This window comes from Alkalihalobacillus sp. BA299 (genome assembly GCF_017745675.1).
Taxonomy (GTDB): Bacteria; Bacillota; Bacilli; order Bacillales; family Bacillaceae_F; genus Alkalihalobacterium.
Genome location: NZ_JAFLJM010000018.1, coordinates 44,009 through 62,310, shown reverse-complemented (window position 1 = coordinate 62,310; position 18,302 = coordinate 44,009). Strand labels below are relative to the sequence as shown.

Here is an 18,302-nt window from a genome sequence, read left to right as displayed (position 1 = left end):
TTGGCCTTTTTATGCTTTTGCCAGCGGTAATTTAATTGAAAACGTCGTTCCATGATCAAGTTTTGAGTTCACAAAAATTTCCCCTTTGTATTGTTCAACAATCCCGTAGCATACCATTAAACCAAGCCCTGTACCTTTCTCTTTTGTTGTGTAGAAAGGTTCTCCAATCTTATTTAATAATTCTGGAGGTATACCTTTTCCTTCATCAATAATTTCAACCCAGACGTGCTCATTTGTAGCTAATGCATTAACGTTCATTTTTCCACCGTTATCCATAGCATCAATGGCATTTTCAATTAAATTAAAAAATACTTGTTTAATTTGAGCTTCATTACAACTTACCCAACATGTCTTTTCTTTTATATTACAGCTTATTCTAATATTTTTCTTAGTTGCTTCTTTTTGAAGTAGTGTAGATATAGAATGTAAAAACGTCGCAATATCATGAACTTTAACCTCTTGAGATATTGGCTTTCCTAATGTTAATAGTTCATTAGAGATGAGAGTTATGCGATCAATTTCACTTTCAATTATCGAATAATGGTCTGTGTGATTGAGCGCTCCCTCTTTCCATAATTGAAGGAAACCCTTGATTGTAGTTAATGGATTATTGATTTCATGAGCAATCCCTGCTGCAAGGTCTCCAATTAATGATAATTTTTCGGTTTTAATATGTAGTTTTTGGGCTTCTACCTGATCACTTATATCTTTTGCTATAGCGAAAACCGCAGTGACGTTATCTTTTACAATGACAGGGATATTTGTAATATTTACACGAATATTCTTTCCATATTTCGTTATTCCTGTTACTTCATAATTTTGCGATATACCGGTTTTAGCATTTTCAAAATGGTATATTGTACGTCTTAAATCATTAGGATGTACAATTAAATCAAAATTCATTTGTAAAGCTTCATCTATTGAAAATTCAAAAATGGTTTCAAAACTTTTATTCGTCGTTATAAAATTTCCTTTTAAATCTAATAAATAAACAGCATCAGGATGATATTCAAATAGTGATTTATAATTTTGTTTCGTCTCTTCAATTGCTTTTTTTCGTGAGGTGATATTATGGAGTTGAATAGCGTAATGGTTGTTAGAACAATATATTTTTACATCATACCAGCTTTTGTTTAATAAAAGTTCAAAGCTTGCGCTACGATCTGTGTTTACAACTTCCTTAAATTGATTATATAATAATGTATTTTTAAGCGTTTCTACTTCATCCCAAATCACTTTTCCTTCCAATATTTGTTTGGATTTCAAAAAAAGATGTTCTGTTTCTTTGTTTAAGTAGGTAAAAATACCATGATCATCTAAAATAAAAAAGGGGTCACTTAAATCATCAATAAAGGTATCTAATCTCCTTGCTTTTAGTTCAACCTCGTTCATATTTTGATTCCTTTCTTTTTTTGCTCTATTTTTCAGACTAAGGGGCAGTGCAACTCCTGCTTTTAGACTAATAGTTTTCTTATTATGTCCAGCTAGGAGATACCTGCCCGTTAAAGCTAACTTTTGTTTTAAGGTAAGTGTAAGTTTGTATTACCATTCAAGGATTAAAACTATTCTGATAATTACAGCGATAATGCTTTGAATTATTAATTTCCCATAACTTCAATTCAACACAGATGTTAAAAAACCTTCTCGTAATTTTAAAAATAGGACTAAAATAATAAAACATGTTAACTTGAGTTAACATGTTTTATTATTTTTAATACGTTTAAGATACTAATTTAAAAGTGTAGAATCTAATTCTAACAATATAGGACAGTGATCACTACCTAAAATGTGGTTATGAATTTGTGCGTCCGTTATTTTATTTTGCAATCGTTCTGATATGATGAAATAATCAATTCTCCAACCAATATTACGTTCACGAACTTTATTCATATAAGACCACCACGTGTAGGCACCTTGCTGATTAGGATAGAGGTGTCTGAACGTATCTATAAATCCACTCTTTAATAAATCCGTCATTTTCTGACGCTCTTCTTCTGTAAATCCAGAATTACCATAGTTCGGTTTCGGATTTTTTAAATCAATTTCTTGATGGGCTACATTTAAATCTCCACAATAGATGATAGGTTTTGTCCCATTGAGCTCTTTTAGGTGATCTTTGAGATCATCCTCCCATTTAAGTCGTTCTTCAAGTCTCGTAAGGTCACGTTTTGAATTCGGAGTATATACATTTACGAGAAAAAAAGAATCGAATTCTAACGTAATAATTCGTCCTTCTCTTTCATCACTATTGTTTCCTACCCCGTATAAAACCGATATTGGTTTTTTCTTTGTAAATACTGCCGTTCCTGCATACCCTTTCTTTTGTGCATAATTCCAATACTGATCGTAACCTTCTAATTCAAGTTTGATTTGTCCTGCTTGACACTTTATTTCTTGAAGACAAAAAATATCTGCATCTACTTCTTTAAAATAATCAAAAAAACCTTTTGTCACACATGCTCTAATTCCATTTACATTCCAAGAAATGAGTTTCATTGTTTCTCCTTCTCTAGACTGTGTTCTCTATCTATATTTGTTATATACAATCATTCTTTTACATTTCAATAGTTCTTTATGTTATAGAATGATTTTTTAGTGTTAGTGATTATCTAAATATGTAGATAACACATTTGTAATATGTTCAATGTCTTTTTCTGACTGAGATTGAATGACATAATGGTCACCGTCTAAGTGAGCAGTAACGTTATCAACACCTTGTTTCTGAAGAAAGTCAAGGACGTCGTCGAGACTTTCGTTGTCTGTTAATAACACTTTTTGCCCAACGAAATGACGATTGACAAAAATATCATATGTGTCATGCGCATTTTTTACAGATGCTTCAGCATTCGCCGTTTGAAAGAAAGGAAAGTTTAAATTCGTGTTGTTATTAAACAATTGCTTCACTCCTCTTTGCAATATGCTGTTAGTATGTGGCATCCATCGTATTTGTATAACAACTTTTAAAACGAAAGTATTAGAAGCTTTGCTTATGATTATTTTCGTTAAGTTGGAAATAAAATGTAGAAGCTTTGTCCATTTCCATTAAAGTCCTTCTTCCTCAAATCGTTTTAAATCATTTTTATGACCGATGACGATAAGTATATCATTTAGATGAATAAGGTCATCAGGTAATGGAGAAACGATGACTTGCTCATTTCTCTTAAATGCTAGAATTGTACAACCATATTTTGCTCGAATGTCTAGTTGAATTAAGGATTTGTTTGCGACTTTCTCAGTTGCTAACAATTCCACAATACTATATTCATCAGATAACTCAATATAGTCAATGATTTTTTCAGAAACGAGATGTTGAGCTATACGAATGCCCATATCTTGTTCAGGATGAACGATTCGGTCTGCACCAATTTTTTCTAACACTTTATGATGATAATTGTTTTGTGCTTTTACCCAAACGTTCTTAACGCCGATCTCTTTTAATAATAGCGTACATAGAATACTAGATTGAATGTTTTCGCCTATTGCAACGATGACAAAGTCAAAATTTCGAATACCTAAACTTTGTAGCATGCTCTCTTCTGTCCCGTTTGCGATAACAGTATGTGTGGAATAATTCATAAATTCATTCACTTTTTCTTCGCTTGAGTCAATTGCTAAAACATCATGACCCATTTGATATAATTCTTTACAAACCGATCCCCCAAAACGTCCTAAACCAATAACAGCAAATTGTTTCTTCATTTTTCTCTCCCTTAAAACACACTAAAAAGACCACATCAAAGAAGGGTCAAAACTGTTAGATGTAATATCGTTAATTTACTCCTCAAGGGTATTTTTGTCAATGGCTAATTTCTTACTTCATTACTAGTTTGGACTAACTACTAAACGAGTACTCATGACCGTTAGTCAAGATAATCCTTTCTTCAGTACACTCATTAAATGTCCCCTGCTATCACTGGCAATTGAGATAAAAAATGTTGTACAAATGGTTCAGAATCAAGACGTAAGGCAACATGTGGAGGTTGCACTTGTTTCATCGCTTCGAGCGGAAGACCTAACCATAAATACCGCTGATCAATAATTGCAAATGGAAATGGCACTTCATTTTTTAGCCATTGATCACATTTTATTGTGTCTTGATGATTTGTTGATATAATCGTAAGCTTGGTATTTTTTCTGCTGTTTTGTAAATGCTCCAACCATACTTTCGGTAAGGTTGAATGATTTGGTAAGGATAAAATAATGGAATGGCTCGCTTCTTGTATATCTTGAAACACACGCTCTAATTTTAGGGCATGTATCCATTGTAATTGCTGATGCTGATTTTTAATCCATGTACCTATTTCTCTAGGGGGAACGATTTGTTTATTTATCATTTGATGTTCTACGAGTTGCCGAAACGTTTTTCCACGGTAGACATTTTGTTTGACAAATGCTGTGTTACTTATGTGAATAAATTTTCCTTTTGTTCTCGTTATTGCGACATTAATGAGTCGCTCACTGTCTTTCCCGGTTAATAACATTCCAGCACGTTCTTCAGGAAAGCTATCGACCGTATCAAAGATCATAACGTCTCGTTCGCTGCCTTGGAATCGATGGACTGTGGCAGCTATTATATCCGCTTTTTGTTTTTCTTGTTTATAGAGATCATCTAGTAAAATATCCATCATTTGTGCTTGGGCTCGATATGGGGTTACATACCCAATGGACTTTGCGTTACCAATATAGGCTTCATGAATGAGTTGAAAAGATAATAATAGCTGCCATAGATTAAAACGTGACTTTGAGCTTCTCTCTTTTGCACAATACTCACCAGTATAACTCGTATCGACTAAAATAGAAGCACGGTTGGGAAATGGCTGTTGACTCACGATTTTCTTTTGCTTTTTTTGAACACTCGGATGATCACCTACAAGCCCTTGATAAATATACCGATTTGAAAAAGCAGATATTTGAGGATGCATTCGTCTTTGCTCTTTTAATAAGAATAAATGAGGATGAAGCTTTCCTTCATTGACTACATCTACAATGCCTGCGCGGTGAAATATGTCTTCTTTTAACCATTTTTCAACTAACTTGTGTCTAGCTACTGCAATCGGCGGCAATTGTTTAAAATCTCCACAAATAATCGCTCGCTTTCCTAGAGATGCTGCAAAAGCAGCTTGAGGGACATAAGCCATGCTCGCTTCATCTACAATTACCACATCAAAGTCTTTTTTATAAATTGCCGAATCAGTAGCAGCCTTTGCTAATGTCGTACAAACGATGGTCGCTTGTTTCACGTATTGAATTTCTTTTTGGCGTATTTTTTCAAGTACTTTCGAAATCTTCGTTTCAATTTCGATTAGGTGATCTGTATCTCTCATACTAAATGACCTTGCTAAATCTTGTTTTAAATGCCGTCTCTCTTTTAGAAGTGTTTCTTGCTCTTCAGCTAAATGAGGCTCGCGTTTTTCTAAAAGTTGACTTGTCGTTATTGCTTCATACACTCGTAGCCTTTCTCCTACTTGTGTTCCGTATCGTAGTAGTTCACCTTCTTTAAATCGTTTTTTCTTAGTGATAAAAGCTGCAATTTCATTCACTAACACATCGACCGCTTGGTTACTATGCGACATAATAAGGACACTTCTTCCGTTAAAGTACATATTCGCAGCTACACGTGCTAAAGCGTATGTCTTTCCTGTTCCTGGTGGTCCCCAAACAAATGTGATAGGGTTAGATTTGCATCGTAAATACAATTCATGAGTAGGGTTTTTTGCTTTTTCAGTGGGCTGTTTTACTTCCATCGATGGATCCATCAGTTTTTTGATACGGGACCGTCTTTTCTTACTTGTTTTTAATTCTTCTAATCGTTCCGATAACTCATCAAGTAATTCCCAAGGGTCATGATAAATTACTGCTTCAGAAATAAGGTCACCGATTGATTGTTGAACCGATAAAAGTATGCTATTTCCTTCGGAGGATAAAAGCTTTCCATCCTGTTTTAATGGGCCCCATTCTAAGCGAACAATTGAGCCAACAGGAATCCGTATTGAAGATGTTGTTTCAAAATAATATATATAGGAATGATCCTTGGATAATAGATGTCCTTTTTTCACTCTAAATTTATTACTGCCATACCTTTTTAAATGCTGAATTTCGATTTGAATCGCTTTTTGCCATTCTTTTATATAAGTTAATGTACTTGTCATTCATCTCTTCCTTTAAAAATTTAGTGTATCTATTGTACCTCATTTATTGTCCGTAAACATTATACATTTCATAATATTCTCTTGGAACTTGCCATCCATATTGTCTACTAGGAAAGAACTGGCACTATCTTATTTAGAAGAATTGGCTTATAATTACTTGTTGGGAAGGAGGTAATCATTTGACAACTGTACAACAATATGTCTTCTTTGATTTTGAAATGCTTTGTTCCAATCGCGGAATGCCATTTGAAGATATGGAAGGTATTCGCTTAGGGGCTGTAAAGTATAATATAGAAACTGAAGAAATTGCTTATTTTGATCGGTATATTCGTCCAACAAACCTTCGACCACTTTCTTCATTTTGTAAAAAGTTAACTGGAATTCACGATCAGGACTTAGTTGGTGCAGATGGTTTTAGGACAGTTTTTGATGACTTTTTAATGTGGGTTGGTGGAATAAAGCGTTCACGTTTTTTCTCTTGGTCACCAAGTGATATTTTTCGCTTGAAATTAGATGCAGAAAGACATGAGATCTCACCTAGAACGATTAAAAAGATTGATCAACGTTATGTCGATTTTCAGGCGATTTTTACAAAACGTGTAACGAAAGAGAATGTTTCTGTGGAACGAGCTCTTGGCTTTTATGGACTATCTTTTCATGGTCAGCAGCATAATCCTATGCACGATGCCTATAATACACTTCGGGTTTATTTAAGCTTTGTAAATGATCCGGTTAAAAGCGATTTTATTATGCTTAACCAGTTTATTTTTAATGACGTTGAATTCATTTCAACCAATATAAAAGGATTAAATAAGAAGCTTCGTGAAAAGTTAATAAGTGATGTACATTCTTTTATAATGGATCTTAGAGATATTTATAAAATAAAAGATGCAACAAAAGTAACTAAAAGGGCAAGGAGACTTGCTGAAAAGTATGAAAATATTTTAATTAATCGTTCAAGTATGTTTGATCAAAATTTAATGGCTGACATTCGGCTGTTAGTTGATTTTTCTCATGAGCTCCAATTATCATATGAGGAACATACTAATCATGCCTCAAAAATAATGATTTTACCGGAAAGTATTGTGCTACCAATGAACGAGCTTTCCCTGAAGCGAGGATGCTAAGCATCTTGCTTCCTACATAAATGATTAAATAACCTCTATAAACCCATCCTTAGAAGAAATAACATATCATATGTATTTGAATTTAAATATGATACCGAATGTTTATCCACAGCACTTATTTATCCATATATATATTATCTCCAATGTTCTCATCAAAATTATAACCAAATATTTTATAATCATGGTAAGGTTACCCTCGCATACATACAGCTAAATTGACTGATCATAATTAATGTTTGATACAATCATCGAACAAAAATGAGGAGGGATTTGAAATCATGAACAATTTGTTTGGAAGAAGAAGGAACAATAATCGTAACGGCTTAATGTTGTCTTTAGTAGGCCTAGGAGTTGGGGCTGCTGCTTATGGTATGATGCGAGGTCGTAACAATAACAATAACATCAATAATAACAATATGATGGAAACTGTCGGTAGAGCCATGAGACAAGTTCGTGAATAGTCTCTCGCCAAAGAACAGCCTATCTACGGTAGGCTGTTTTTTTTTTCAACAAATAAGAAATTTCGAGGATGTCTAGCTGCAGCGCCCACCGACTAGCGAGACTTCCTTTACCTCCGTACGAAAAGTCAACATCGCCTCGCTAGCACTCGCCGTGTTTCCTTTATCTCATACGGAGGGACTTCAGTCCATACACCGCTAAACGGTCACTTGCGCTTTTCTTACATCCATTTAACTTGAACAATAACCATAAAAAGAATTATGATAATATTAAAATACATAATTATCAATTGAACTAAACAAATATTATCGATAAAAGTATTGGAGGATTTAATATGAATATACCAAAATACCCAGACGGTTTCGATGAATGTGATCGTAGTAAGCGATTATCAGAAGAGGAATTAGATAAGAAAATAAATATTGAAATTAAAAACATGATTAATTATATGAGTAAAAACGGAACAGAAAACTATTCGAAAGCATTTGAGGATGTTTTGATTATGATTGACCGAATTTACGAGGATGACCAAACTTATTATGAAATTTCAGTGGCAAAACAGCATAGTCGAGCTATTGTTAGGTAAACAATTACTTTGAGGAACTAGGGCCTCCAGTTAGCAATTGAAAAACGTAGGCCCCTGCCTATCAAAAAAAAGTACTTACAAAACGAAGTACCCTACTTCTAAAAATGTATTACTGTTTTAGTAAAATCAAAGAGTTCTCTGCGAGTGCTCACATAGAAAATCAGCCTATTTTACATCGGGTTTGATTTCGCTTACTTTGTATTTTTCGTTCTCGAGCACTTCGATGTTTTTCTGTGTAGTGGATGCGACTGCTTTCGTATGTTCAACTAATTGGATGATTGTACGGTGCGCTTGTTTTGCCCCTCTTATTAATAGAGGAACACCGATAAAATCAATTCCAAATCGTCTTGAAAATAACCCACCAAATGTCATCGAAATCGGGACTGTTGGTGAGCAATTGGAAAAAATGATTTTTTCAATTGCTTTCCCGTCTTCCTCTAACAAAGATATAAAAGAAAGAAGAGCGGGTATTACAGCTGTTGATTTTCCTCTTCCTACTGTATACACCTTATTTCCGTCCACGTCTTTTCCGTGATAAATAATCCTTCCAAAATCTCTTGGCGTTAATTTATTAAAAATATCAATTCCTAATATTTCCTCTTTTGTCGGTTCACGATCTTTTGGCAATTTATCGAGATGATATGCTGCAGCTAATGCTGATGAATGTGTCCCAGCAAAACAATTATATATATAAAGCAAGTCCTGCTCCCCTTTACTGTTTAAGTAAAAACATTGGGTGTTTTTTTTAAAAGAATAAGAAAGTTTCAATTTCGAGGATGTCTAGCTGCAGGTGTCATCGGCTCGAGGTCGCTTCGGTCCATCAAACGTGTCTAAAAGTCAAGACACTAATTACTGGCCCTCCAGCGCTTGTCGCCGATAAGCAGACACCTTTCGCTTTCTTGTCTAGCTACAGCGCCCAGCGTCTAGTGGACTTCGCTCTCTGTGTTGCCTTTATCTCATACGGAGGGCTCCAGTCCATACGCCGCTGAACGGGCGCTTGCGCTTTTCTTAACTAAAACCATGGAATTTACATTGTAAAATTCCAAATTTCCATCAAAATTATACTTGTAAAAAAAATGAATAGAGACTTTTAAATGTTTTCCAGAAATCTCTGCTTAATGAGCAGTATAACTCGATTTTGTATTGGTAAACTAGGATAGAAAGCTTGTATAGAACAATACTTTAAAACAAGGTGGGAAATTATATGTCACAATCCAAAGGTCAAGCAGACCGCCAATTTAGAAAGCGGAAAGAAGCGCAAAATCCTCATGGGAAAATTAAGTCGTTAAAACAATTAGCCGCAGAGACACCACCAAAGGAATGATATATTTCAGTTCACTTTGACTTAAAGACATAAACTTAATTAAATAGTATGTATTTAAAAATAAAATACCATAGCTGACTCAACAGTTAATGCCCTATTTGCTAAGTAGGAATGCTTTTGAATTGAGTAATTAAATGATTGAGGTTTATAGGATCATAACCTATGGGTCAGCTTATTTTTTAAAGAATAAGACAGTTTCAATTTCGAGGATGTCTAGCTACAGCACCCAGCGTCTAGCGAGACTTCCCTCACCTCTTTACGATAAGTTAACATCAGATCGCTTACGCTCTCTGTGTTGCCTTTATCTCATACGGAGGGCTCCAGTCCATACGCCGCTGTACGGGCGCTTCCGCTTTTCTTGTCTAGCTACAGGTGTCATCGGCTCGAGGTCGCTTCGGTCCATCAAACGTGTCTAAAAGTCAAGACACTAATTGCTGGCCCTCCAGCGCTTGTCGCCGATAAGCAGACACCTTCCGCTTTTCTTATTTATAGTCCTGCAAATTACATGTCTCATTTTTTATGGGAAACTTGGATAACATCAGGTTTAAGTTGTGGGATGCAAATTGGTCTGCTGCTTTTTCGTGAGGTATATTTCTGTATTTTTTCTTCTCTTCATACGTATGGCCATACTTCATGTCTGCAATAAACCGCTCATAATAGTATTCTCCTCGATTAAAATAATCAAACAAACGGTCACGTTTATCCATGCCTTTTCCGCCAATCAATCCGTGACAAAGATGTCCGACTTCATGTAAACAAATAAATGCAGCATATTCATAACAACACACTTGCTTTTTTTTCATATCGAGGATAAATTCTTTATTTTTATAGTCTTCTGCAATTGCCATAATATTCATATAAATAACTGGTTTAAAATCTCCTTCATCGTCGATTTCTAGTTGTCCAGGATAATTAATCGGTGCATCAGATATATAAAACGTAACATCGGCAATGATGGATTGGTAAATCGAAGTTTCCAACCATTCAATAGTAGCTCGAATCCCTGATAACGCTTGGATGACATGCTTTTTAGAAATTTTATACTGCTTCCTTATAACCTCAGCAGGTTCGAATACAAAGTCTAATGCCTCTATAATTTTAAATGTAGTACACCCCCTTTTGCAGGCTTGTAATAAAAAAAGATGATTAAGAGATTTTATTCGAAAATTGATAAAGTTATGATAGTACCATTAATATGAAGGTCAGATAGACATTCGGAGGAGGATATACTTCGGGCTAATTTGGCATTAGGTATCTCTTCGGTAGAAAGGTAGGCTAGTAAATAATTTTACCTTCAAAGACCTAGTAGCATTTAATAAAACAGACTATAAGAGTGAAGGACTATTTAAATTTAAAAGAAAAGCAAAGGAGGATCCTTTGCTTTTCTTTATATTCTTAGAGATTATGCAGTTTGAACTTCAGTATTGATTTCAATAGTTGCTTTTTGAATTCTACGATTACGAACTTCTTCAATATATATTTTTATATTTTCATATACCATGGTCTCGCCTTTTTTGGGGAGGTAACCAAGTGTATCTGAAATCCAGCCCCCCAATGTATTGGAGCTTGTTTCTGGAATTGCAACATTGATGGATTCACAAAATTCTTCAACTGAAATTCGTCCATCTAACCGTAATTTTCCGTTATCTAGTACTTCAATTAATTGTTCACTTTCATCATGTTCATCCCAAATTTCACCGACAATTTCCTCGAGTATATCTTCAATTGAAATGATACCCGCAGTACCACCATATTCATCTAGGACAATTGCCAAGTGGACTTTGTTTTTTTGTAACTCCTTTAAAAGGTGAGAAATTTTAACCGAGCCAATTACAAAGTGTGGTTTTCGAATAATGTTGTTTAAAACAAAATTATTATCTTGCACGTACATTGTAAAAAAGTCCCGGTGTGAAATAATTCCTACAATGTTATCGATTGAGCCATTATATACAGGAACGCGTGAATACTTTTCGTTAATAAACACATCTTTTATTTCTTCAATAGGTGTATCAACCGATACCGCTATTACATCTGGTCGAGGAGTTAAAATATCCTTAACCACAATGTCGTCAAATTCGATTGCATTATGAAGGAGTTCCCGTTCTTGAGTGTGAAATGTCCCTTCCTCTTCTCCAATTTCCACTAAGGCTTTAACATCCTCCTCAGTTACACTAGGCTCTTCATCTTTTGCTCCCATTAGTTTATCGATTCCTAATTTGAGTTTAACAAAAAGCCATGTTATTGGATAGAAGATATTCATGACCGTCTTTAAAGTTGCAGAGATTGCAAGTAAATATTTTTCTGCATATTGTTTCGCTAAAGATTTCGGTAGAATTTCACCAAAGACTAGAACTAACAAGGTAATAACAAATGTTGTAATAAGCAGAGTGCTTCCATTGCTACCAAACAGATCAGTCGCAATTTTAGTAGCAATTGTAGCCATCGCAATGTTTACAATGTTGTTACCAATTAAAATGGTTGAAAGGCTTTGGTCGAAATTTTCCGCCATATCTAGTGAACGTTTTGCTTTTACATTATTGTTCTCGGCTTGATTACGGAGCCTTATTTTATTGACACTCGTAATCGCAGTTTCCGATGCAGAAAAATATCCTGATAACAATAACAATGCCCCTAATAAGATAATCGAGTCATAGGGTATACTGTCCAAAATTCCATCACTCTCCCGATTCGTATTACTTCTAATATATATTAAAAGCTGTAGAATTAGCAATCATTTTTTTATAAAAACTGAGAGATTATTGTACAATTGAGCTATTCACTATTTATTTTTCTACATATTTTCTTACAGAAGTATGCACCATAAAAATTAAGGAGGTGTACGAAATGAAGAAAAATAAGTTAGGTAACCAAAACATACCGGACTTTGATAAACTGTCAGATCGAATAATAGCGGAACCGACAAATAGCCCAACCATTGTAATGAAAACAAATTTAGACCCAAAAAGTTCAACAGAAGAAAATCCTTATTTTACTGAAAAAAGTCAAAAACACTCTAAGGAATTTCGTCAATATTTTGAGGATGAATGAGAAATCACCCTTTTTGAAAGCTGGGGCCTCGCCCTAGCTTTTTATTCGCATATAAATTTTAGCGTTTTTTGACTCTGTAAAATGTGCCTGATGTTTTGCTTACAATGTCTCCTAGTTCATTATAAATGTCACATTCTGTGAAAAGAACATTATATCCATCTTTAGTATATCTTGCTTTAGCAATTAGTTTTCCACTTGTAATGGCTTTTAAATGATTCGTTTTTAATTCTAACGATACATAAGGATCTTCTTTGAAGCGGAAATTCAAATGACCAATTGCAGTGTCAGCAAGATATGTATAAATTCCACCATGAACCGTTCCGATTGGGTTGAACATTGTTTCACTCACCGGACATTCAATCGTACATTCCCTTTTTTCATCATCATAAGAAAATTGAAAATCAAAAAATTGAAATAGAAAAGCTTTTTCTGGAGCTAATTCAGTTTTTTCTGCTGCATATTGTGCTTGTTTAATTACGAATTCCTTATTCATTCTATCTCCCCCTATTTATTAAAATAATTAGGCTCTCTTTTTTCAAGAAATGCCGAAATTCCTTCTTGCCCTTCCTGACTGATTGATCGTTCGGCCAATTGCGTTGATTCTATAGCCATTTGAGATTCAAGTGTTTCTTGTAAGGAGTGCGCGAATAATTTTTTCGTTGCTCCAAATGCATTCATTGGACCTTTTGCAAGCGATTCTGCCAATTCAATTACAACGTTCATTAACTGTTCTTCAGCAATGACATGGTTAACAATTCCCCATTCATTCGCTTCATGGGCATTTAAGATACGATTCGTATACATTAGCTCCAATGCTCTTTTCATGCCAACGATACGAGGTAAAAAGTAACTGCCTGACCCATCAGGTGTTAAACCAATTTTGTTATAAGCCATGACAAATTTAGCATGATCAGATGCATAAACGAGGTCACATGCACACGCAAGGCTCATTCCTGCCCCTGCTGCAATGCCGTTCACAGCACCGATGAACGGTTTATTCATTCTTGCAAAATAAGAAATCGCTTGATGTAAGTAAGCGGTAACATGTTTCAAGTGAGAAGCTATCTCTTCCCCTTCTTTGGCAAAGCTTTTTAAATCTCCACCAACTGAAAATTTATTTCCCGCTCCAGTAATGACAACGGCTCGAATATCATCATTTTCTGAACAGCTTATAGCAACGTCCAATAATGCTTTAGCCATTTGTAAGTCTATAGCATTTCCAACTTCTAGCCGATTTAATGTTACGATGCCGACATTGTTTTCAACGGATAATACAACACTTTGATTTTCCATATGTATTCCTCCTCTTATAATTAAAGATAATTTTTCTATTTAAGTGTATCAAACTTTATATTCAAAAATAAGAATTTTGCAAATTTTATTTTCGACAAAACATAACATTCTTCTACACTGCACAACTTTTAATAAAATAGAAGTTAAATATTAATTTCTAAGTACGATATAAATTGTATAGAGGATATAGGCTAATACAAGGGTTATCCCTTCTGATTTAGCAACTTTATATTTGGTCCTTGAAAATATAAATAACAATACTGTTAATACAATCATCAAAATGACATCAGTAAATACTTTACTGTTTACTGGTAGCGGTGTTATTACTGAAGATAATCCTAGAATAAATAATATATTAAATATATTGCTCCCTACGATGTTACCTAATGCGAGTTCACTTTGTTTTTTTATAGCAGCTGTAATCGAAGTGACTAACTCAGGTAAAGAAGTTCCAACGCCAACAATCGTTAATCCGACTAACGTTTCACTCATCCCTAAAGTAAAGGCTATGTTTGTACTGTTTTTAACAACAAGATCTCCACCAAAAATGATTGCTGCTAAACCAATTAATGTTATTAATACATTTTTGCCTAATGAACTTTTCGGTATTTTCTCTTCTGTAATTTTTTCTCGACTATTTCTTGCAACTTCAAAGATGTAATAAATGAAAACACTAAAGAATAAAAGAAAAATAAACCCATCACTGCGATTAATATAGTTATTGTTCAATGTTTGAAGTGTAATATCACTCATAAGAATTAACAAAGCAATACTCGCTAAAAATGTAAAAGGAATCTCCTTGCGAAGTGTTTCACTTTCAACTTTTAACGGGTTTAATAATGCCGTAATTCCGACCACAAGAGTAATGTTAAAAATATTACTACCAATAACATTCCCTAAAGCTACATCAGCATTATCTTCTATCGCTGCAATAATACTTACTGTAGCCTCAGGTGAACTCGTTCCAAATGCAACGATCGTCAATCCAATTAAAATCGGGGGGACGCGGAGTATCGCTGCAATTTTTGATGAACCATCTACAAATAAATTTGCACCTATTATAAGAAGAGTAAAACCGACGGTAAGTAGTAAATAAGCCACATTTATTCCACCTTTTAGTAAAATTATATATAAATTAGCATAAACTGATTTACATAAAAAATGCAATTTTCTAAAAGACATTCTGTAAAATATGTAAAAAAATGTTAAATGGTATTTTGTTATAATTTTCCTTTGGAAAAAACTTGCTTTTATCTACGACAAACTGCTATGATGAGTACAATTATTTTTGCTCCGATAACATAAAGAACAAATACTTACATAATAAGTAATTTCAGTTTTCACAGTGTTGATTGGACAAGAATAGTAATACTATCGTGGGATAACCACTTTGGAGGCTTAAACATGGCACAAGGAAAAGTAAAATGGTTTAATTCAGAAAAAGGTTTTGGATTCATTGAGGTAGAAGGTGGAGAAGATGTATTCGTACACTTTTCAGCAATTCAAGGTGATGGATTTAAATCACTTGACGAAGGTCAAACTGTAACGTTTGATATTGAACAAGGCGCACGTGGACCACAAGCTGCTAACGTTCAAAAATAAGTTAACGAGGACTCCATTAAGGGGTCCTCGTTTTATGAAAAGACCGTTATTTCATTTTATAATCGGTACTTTACACATATTAAAAAATAAAATGAGCGATGACTACAATAACAGGAAGTGTAATTAACGTACGTTCAAAGAAAATGATAACTAGATCACTAAACTTTACAGGTAATTTCGAAGCAAGTAATAATCCACCAACCTCTGACATGTAGATTAGTTGAGTTACTGACACACAAGCAATGACAAAGCGTGTAAACTCACTTTCGATTCCACTTCCGATAACAGCTGGTAAGAACATATCAGCAAAACCTATCACCATCGTTTGAGCCGCTTGAGCCGCTTCTGGAACTTGCATTATGTTTAATAATGGGACAAATGGCGCTCCTAAAATGGCGAAGAAAGACGTATGTTCTGCAATTATTAAAGCAATTGTTCCAAAAGCCATGACGACAGGAATAACACCAAACCACATATCGAAGACATTTTTCATACCACCTTTAAAGGAAGCAGAAAAACTATTATTGCTTGACGTGGCACGCTCTAAAGCTTTTTCAATTCCAAGTGTAAATAATGCTTTCCCTTTCAACTCTTTTTCGTCAAAGCGCTGTTGATTTTCAACAAAATACGTATCAGCTTTACGCGATAACGGCGGGATACGAGGCATAATGATAGCTGCGACAAATCCAGCTAGTAAGATCGTTAAATAATACGGAATAAACATATGCTCTAAATTCATATACGTTAAAATTACGATACTAAACGTTATAGATACAACTGAAAATGTCGTACCAATAACAGCTGCCTCTCGTTTTGTATAAAATCCTTCTTCATATTGCTTATTTGTTAATAATACACCGATTGTCCCATCTCCCATCCATGACGCCATACAATCAATAGAAGATCGTCCTGGAAGGGTAAAAATAGGTCTCATTACTTTGTTTAGTAAAACACCACATAATTCTAGTAAACCAAAATTTAATAATAGCGGTAAGAATAAGCCAGCAAATAAAAAGATCGTAAATAACAATGGAATGAGTTCATAGAGTAGTAAACCACCTGTATATTCAGACCAAATCCATTCTGGACCTATCTCTAGTAATGTTACCGCAGCAAAAATAAATCCAAATACTCGAGTTATAAACCATGCAGGGTGAACTAAAAATAAGGCTTTAATAACCTCACTTTTTAACAGTTTTTTTGGCTTTAATAACGACAACCATCCTGTCAAAATAGATACGAAGAATAAAATTACTGTAACTAACCATGGAAGAATACCGCTTAATAGGCCTTCAAGCTGCTTTGCTAAAAAAGCAACAGGAATCGTAATGCCATCATCAAATTGTAATGGAGTCATAAATAAAATTATCCCGAGAAGTGATGGTATAACGAAAAGTAAATAACTATTTAAAGCTGAGTTATTTTCAACTTGTTTTTGCTTCTCAATATTATTTGAAGCCAATACTAGCTCCCCCTTTATGTAAAAAATTAAAATACAAACAATATATCATTATAATAGTCTTTTTCCTAGAAGGGAAGTTATTAATGCTACTGCAACATCCCCTGTTTTATTTTTTATATCTAAGATTGGATTTACCTCTACGAATTCTGCAGAAGTAATAACGTTCGATTCTGCTAACATCTCGAGGGCAAGATGGCTTTCTCGATAGGAAATTCCACCAATAACAGGCGTCCCTACCCCAGGAGCATCTGTTGGGTCTATTCCATCTAGGTCTAGACTTAAGTGTACGCCATCCGTTCTAGCTGCTAAGTATTCAATCGTTTCTTCAATTACTTTAGTCATTCCAAGACGATCAATTTCATGCATCGTATATACTTTGATTCCCTGCTCTTTAATTAACTCTCTTTCTCCTTCATCTATCGATCTAGCCCCAATAATGACAATATTTTCTGGTTTAATTTTCGGACAATATCCACCAATATTTACTAATGATGGATGTCCAATTCCTAAATTCACAGCTAGGGGCATCCCATGTATATTTCCAGATGGAGAAGTTTCTGCAGTATTTAAGTCTACATGCGCATCATACCAAATGACACCTAAGTTTTGATAGCGCTTACTTAATCCGGCAATCGATCCGATACTCATACTATGATCTCCACCAAGAACTAAAGGGAAACTACCTTCTTCTTGAATTTTTTCTACTTCACTTTGCAATTCTTCACTAACTCGAATGACTTCATGTAAATTTGTTAAATTTTCAGGTGCTTGATTAGTTACCTGTGAACGATCAATTTTCAGATCTCCATAATCTCTAACTTCATAGCCAATCTCTTCAATTTCTTCAATTAGTCCAGCATATCTCATTGCACTTGGTCCCATATCTACCCCACGACGTTTTTGTCCTAAATCCATGGGTACTCCAATAATTGATACTTTCTTAAACTTTTTCATAAAAAAATCCCCTCTCTGAAGTCTAGTGGAACAGCTATGACTATGTGTTCCACCTTAATTCCCTTTATACAAAATTCATTGTATAAAGCATAAACTTTTGTATACACACATTATACAATAAGGGATGAATACTTGTATAGTATGAATTATATAAATATTTTTAAAAACTAAAAATCCTACAAAAATTAAAAAACTCTAAATCTGAAAACCCTTACAATGAAAGGCACCATCCTATTTGGTATTTAATTATTTAATTTAGAAATATTTTATAAAAAAAATAGTAGGCTGACACTTCAAT

At 34.3% G+C, this 18,302-nt stretch carries 19 protein-coding genes; 6 read left to right on the top strand and 13 right to left on the bottom strand.

Annotated elements, in window-relative coordinates:
- Positions 1–9 precede the first annotated feature (9 nt).
- The 5 genes from J0N78_RS20170 to J0N78_RS20150 all read right to left on the bottom strand — a co-directional run bounded on the left by J0N78_RS20170 (position 10) and on the right by J0N78_RS20150 (position 6,149).
- On the bottom strand, positions 10–1,392 hold the full coding sequence (locus tag J0N78_RS20170; protein ID WP_209124926.1) for an ATP-binding protein: 1,383 nt from the start codon (positions 1,390–1,392) through the stop codon (positions 10–12).
- Between the two features lie 336 nt (positions 1,393–1,728).
- A complete protein-coding gene (locus J0N78_RS20165) occupies positions 1,729–2,496 on the bottom strand; it encodes an exodeoxyribonuclease III (RefSeq protein WP_209124925.1) in 768 nt (255 codons plus the stop codon).
- A 102-nt stretch (positions 2,497–2,598) separates the two neighbouring features.
- Positions 2,599–2,895, bottom strand: a complete 297-nt coding sequence (locus J0N78_RS20160) for a hypothetical protein (RefSeq protein WP_209124924.1) — start codon at positions 2,893–2,895, stop codon at positions 2,599–2,601.
- 147 nt (positions 2,896–3,042) lie between these two features.
- The gene (locus tag J0N78_RS20155) at positions 3,043–3,699 is read right to left on the bottom strand and encodes a potassium channel family protein (RefSeq protein ID WP_209124923.1); all 657 of its coding nucleotides are present in this window, start codon (positions 3,697–3,699) and stop codon (positions 3,043–3,045) included.
- A gap of 194 nt (positions 3,700–3,893) precedes the next feature.
- Positions 3,894–6,149 (bottom strand): AAA domain-containing protein, encoded by a 2,256-nt coding sequence (locus J0N78_RS20150; protein ID WP_209124922.1) that lies wholly within the window; start codon positions 6,147–6,149, stop codon positions 3,894–3,896.
- A gap of 179 nt (positions 6,150–6,328) precedes the next feature.
- On the opposite strand from J0N78_RS20150, the gene J0N78_RS20145 reads away from it, so the two are divergent.
- The 3 genes from J0N78_RS20145 (at position 6,329) to J0N78_RS20135 (ending at position 8,321) form a co-directional block, all read left to right on the top strand.
- Positions 6,329–7,276 (top strand): 3'-5' exonuclease, encoded by a 948-nt coding sequence (locus tag J0N78_RS20145; protein ID WP_209124921.1) that lies wholly within the window; start codon positions 6,329–6,331, stop codon positions 7,274–7,276.
- 278 nt (positions 7,277–7,554) lie between these two features.
- Positions 7,555–7,737: a hypothetical protein gene (locus J0N78_RS20140; protein WP_209124975.1), complete on the top strand. Its 183-nt coding sequence runs from the start codon at positions 7,555–7,557 to the stop codon at positions 7,735–7,737.
- 332 nt (positions 7,738–8,069) lie between these two features.
- Entirely contained in the window at positions 8,070–8,321 is a 252-nt protein-coding gene (locus tag J0N78_RS20135) for a hypothetical protein (protein ID WP_209124920.1), read from the top strand.
- 165 nt (positions 8,322–8,486) lie between these two features.
- Here the strand turns inward: J0N78_RS20135 and J0N78_RS20130 are convergent, their stop codons facing one another.
- On the bottom strand, positions 8,487–9,020 hold the full coding sequence (locus tag J0N78_RS20130; protein ID WP_209124919.1) for a DUF3189 family protein: 534 nt from the start codon (positions 9,018–9,020) through the stop codon (positions 8,487–8,489).
- Between the two features lie 505 nt (positions 9,021–9,525).
- Between J0N78_RS20130 and J0N78_RS25960 the strand changes: the two genes are divergently transcribed.
- Positions 9,526–9,645, top strand: coding sequence for a DUF6254 family protein (locus tag J0N78_RS25960; RefSeq protein WP_247747449.1), 120 nt, complete (start codon positions 9,526–9,528; stop codon positions 9,643–9,645).
- 482 nt (positions 9,646–10,127) lie between these two features.
- On the opposite strand, the gene J0N78_RS20125 is transcribed toward J0N78_RS25960, so the two are convergent.
- Entirely contained in the window at positions 10,128–10,625 is a 498-nt protein-coding gene (locus J0N78_RS20125; RefSeq protein WP_209124918.1) for a hypothetical protein, read from the bottom strand.
- 422 nt (positions 10,626–11,047) lie between these two features.
- A complete protein-coding gene (locus J0N78_RS20120; RefSeq protein ID WP_209124917.1) occupies positions 11,048–12,313 on the bottom strand; it encodes a hemolysin family protein in 1,266 nt (421 codons plus the stop codon).
- A 176-nt stretch (positions 12,314–12,489) separates the two neighbouring features.
- Here J0N78_RS20120 and J0N78_RS20115 point away from each other — a divergent pair, with 176 nt between their 5' ends.
- A complete protein-coding gene (locus J0N78_RS20115) occupies positions 12,490–12,693 on the top strand; it encodes a hypothetical protein (RefSeq protein ID WP_209124916.1) in 204 nt (67 codons plus the stop codon).
- Between the two features lie 58 nt (positions 12,694–12,751).
- Here J0N78_RS20115 and J0N78_RS20110 read toward each other — a convergent pair whose 3' ends face one another.
- The 3 genes from J0N78_RS20110 to J0N78_RS20100 all read right to left on the bottom strand — a co-directional run bounded on the left by J0N78_RS20110 (position 12,752) and on the right by J0N78_RS20100 (position 15,087).
- Positions 12,752–13,186 carry a PaaI family thioesterase gene (locus tag J0N78_RS20110; RefSeq protein WP_209124915.1) on the bottom strand — a complete coding sequence of 145 codons (435 nt, stop codon included), beginning with the start codon at positions 13,184–13,186 and terminating at the stop codon, positions 12,752–12,754.
- Between the two features lie 11 nt (positions 13,187–13,197).
- Entirely contained in the window at positions 13,198–13,986 is a 789-nt protein-coding gene (locus J0N78_RS20105) for an enoyl-CoA hydratase/isomerase family protein (protein ID WP_209124914.1), read from the bottom strand.
- 150 nt (positions 13,987–14,136) lie between these two features.
- Entirely contained in the window at positions 14,137–15,087 is a 951-nt protein-coding gene (locus J0N78_RS20100) for a calcium/sodium antiporter (protein WP_209124913.1), read from the bottom strand.
- A 303-nt stretch (positions 15,088–15,390) separates the two neighbouring features.
- On the opposite strand from J0N78_RS20100, the gene J0N78_RS20095 reads away from it, so the two are divergent.
- Complete coding sequence (locus J0N78_RS20095) at positions 15,391–15,588, top strand: cold-shock protein (RefSeq protein WP_209124912.1); 198 nt, start codon at positions 15,391–15,393, stop codon at positions 15,586–15,588.
- A gap of 79 nt (positions 15,589–15,667) precedes the next feature.
- Here the strand turns inward: J0N78_RS20095 and J0N78_RS20090 are convergent, their stop codons facing one another.
- Both J0N78_RS20090 and rocF read right to left on the bottom strand, forming a co-directional pair.
- The gene (locus J0N78_RS20090; protein ID WP_247747448.1) at positions 15,668–17,050 is read right to left on the bottom strand and encodes a YjiH family protein; all 1,383 of its coding nucleotides are present in this window, start codon (positions 17,048–17,050) and stop codon (positions 15,668–15,670) included.
- Positions 17,051–17,098: 48 nt separating this feature from the next.
- Positions 17,099–18,004: an arginase gene (rocF, locus tag J0N78_RS20085; protein ID WP_209124911.1), complete on the bottom strand. Its 906-nt coding sequence runs from the start codon at positions 18,002–18,004 to the stop codon at positions 17,099–17,101.
- Positions 18,005–18,302 lie beyond the last annotated feature (298 nt).